The organism is Vibrio sp. S12_S33 (genome assembly GCF_963889785.1).
Lineage (GTDB): Bacteria > Pseudomonadota > Gammaproteobacteria > Enterobacterales > Vibrionaceae > Vibrio > Vibrio aestuarianus.
In genome coordinates this window covers 1-2,749 of the sequence record NZ_CAWPQZ010000106.1, presented here as the reverse complement: position 1 = coordinate 2,749, position 2,749 = coordinate 1, and the positions used below count along the sequence as shown (strand labels likewise).

The following is a 2,749-nucleotide window of genomic DNA, read 5'->3' as shown; positions in this document are numbered from 1 at the left end:
CCACAAAACCCCTTCGGTGTTGTATGGTTAAGCCTCACGGGCAATTAGTATTGGTTAGCTCAACGCCTCGCAGCGCTTACACACCCAACCTATCAACGTTCTAGTCTCGAACAACCCTTTAGGACACTTAAAGTGCCAGGGAAGACTCATCTCAGGGCTCGCTTCCCGCTTAGATGCTTTCAGCGGTTATCGATTCCGAACTTAGCTACCGGGCAATGCTACTGGCGTAACAACCCGAACACCAGAGGTTCGTCCACTCCGGTCCTCTCGTACTAGGAGCAGCCCCCTTCAATCTTCCAACGCCCACGGCAGATAGGGACCGAACTGTCTCACGACGTTCTAAACCCAGCTCGCGTACCACTTTAAATGGCGAACAGCCATACCCTTGGGACCGACTTCAGCCCCAGGATGTGATGAGCCGACATCGAGGTGCCAAACACCGCCGTCGATATGAACTCTTGGGCGGTATCAGCCTGTTATCCCCGGAGTACCTTTTATCCGTTGAGCGATGGCCCTTCCATTCAGAACCACCGGATCACTATGACCTACTTTCGTACCTGCTCGAATTGTCATTCTCGCAGTTAAGCGGGCTTATGCCATTGCACTAACCACACGATGTCCAACCGTGTTTAGCCCACCTTCGTGCTCCTCCGTTACTCTTTGGGAGGAGACCGCCCCAGTCAAACTACCCACCAGGCACTGTCCGCAACCCCGATTAGGGGCCTACGTTAGAACATCAAAACTACAAGGGTGGTATTTCAAGGACGACTCCACGCAATCTAGCGACTGCGCTTCTAAGTCTCCCACCTATCCTACACATGTAGGTTCAATGTTCAGTGCCAAGCTGTAGTAAAGGTTCACGGGGTCTTTCCGTCTAGCCGCGGGTACACTGCATCTTCACAGCGATTTCAATTTCACTGAGTCTCGGGTGGAGACAGCGTGGCCATCATTACGCCATTCGTGCAGGTCGGAACTTACCCGACAAGGAATTTCGCTACCTTAGGACCGTTATAGTTACGGCCGCCGTTTACCGGGGCTTCGATCAAGAGCTTCGACCTAAGTCTAACCCCATCAATTAACCTTCCGGCACCGGGCAGGCGTCACACCGTATACGTCATCTTACGATTTTGCACAGTGCTGTGTTTTTAATAAACAGTTGCAGCCACCTGGTATCTGCGACTCTCAGTAGCTCCATCCGCTAGGGACTTCACCGCCAAGAGCGTACCTTCTCCCGAAGTTACGGTACCATTTTGCCTAGTTCCTTCACCCGAGTTCTCTCAAGCGCCTTGGTATTCTCTACCCGACCACCTGTGTCGGTTTGGGGTACGATTGCTTATAATCTGAAGCTTAGAGGCTTTTCCTGGAAGCATGGCATCAATGACTTCACTACCGTAGTAGCTCGACATCGTGTCTCAGCCTAACAAGAAACCGGATTTACCTAGTTTCTTAGCCTACGCACTTGAACCTGGACAACCGTCGCCAGGCCCACCTAGCCTTCTCCGTCCCCCCATCGCAATTATAAGCAGTACGGGAATATTAACCCGTTTCCCATCGACTACGCTTTTCAGCCTCGCCTTAGGGGTCGACTTACCCTGCCCCGATTAACGTTGGACAGGAACCCTTGGTCTTCCGGCGTGGGGGTTTTTCACCCCCATTATCGTTACTCATGTCAGCATTCGCACTTCTGATACCTCCAGCATGCTTTACAACACACCTTCAACGGCTTACAGAACGCTCCCCTACCCCACAATCTCACGATTGCAGCCGCAGCTTCGGTTTACTACTTAGCCCCGTTACATCTTCCGCGCAGGCCGACTCGACCAGTGAGCTATTACGCTTTCTTTAAATGATGGCTGCTTCTAAGCCAACATCCTGGCTGTCTGAGCCTTCCCACATCGTTTCCCACTTAGTAGTAATTTGGGACCTTAGCTGGCGGTCTGGGTTGTTTCCCTCTCCACGACGGACGTTAGCACCCGCCGTGTGTCTCCCGGATAGTACTTACTGGTATTCGGAGTTTGCAAAGGGTTGGTAAGTCGGGATGACCCCCTAGCCTTAACAGTGCTCTACCCCCAGTAGTATTCGTCCGAGGCGCTACCTAAATAGCTTTCGGGGAGAACCAGCTATCTCCGAGTTTGATTGGCCTTTCACCCCTAGCCACAAGTCATCCGCTAATTTTTCAACATTAGTCGGTTCGGTCCTCCAATTGATGTTACTCAATCTTCAACCTGCCCATGGCTAGATCACTCGGTTTCGGGTCTATATCCAGAGACTAAAGCGCCCAGTTAAGACTCGGTTTCCCTACGGCTCCCCTATACGGTTAACCTTGCCACTGAATATAAGTCGCTGACCCATTATACAAAAGGTACGCAGTCACAAGGCATTACCTTGCTCCTACTGCTTGTACGTACACGGTTTCAGGTTCTATTTCACTCCCCTCACAGGGGTTCTTTTCGCCTTTCCCTCACGGTACTGGTTCACTATCGGTCAGTCAGTAGTATTTAGCCTTGGAGGATGGTCCCCCCATATTCAAACAGGATATCACGTGTCCCGCCTTACTCGTTTTCACTTAGAATGATGTGTCGGTTACGGGGCTATCACCCTTTATTGCCACGCTTTCCAGCGTGTTCACCTGCATCATTTAAAGCTTAAGGGCTAGTCCAATTTCGCTCGCCGCTACTTTCGGAATCTCAGTTGATTTCTTTTCCTTCGGGTACTTAGATGTTTCAGTTCCCCGAGTTCGCCTCGCTGC

Annotated in this window: 1 rRNA gene; it reads right to left on the bottom strand. The window is 51.4% G+C overall.

What is annotated here, in order from left to right:
* Nucleotides 1-23 precede the first annotated feature (23 nt).
* Nucleotides 24-2,749: ribosomal RNA gene (locus AACW06_RS19140) — 23S ribosomal RNA — on the bottom strand; the annotation flags it as partial.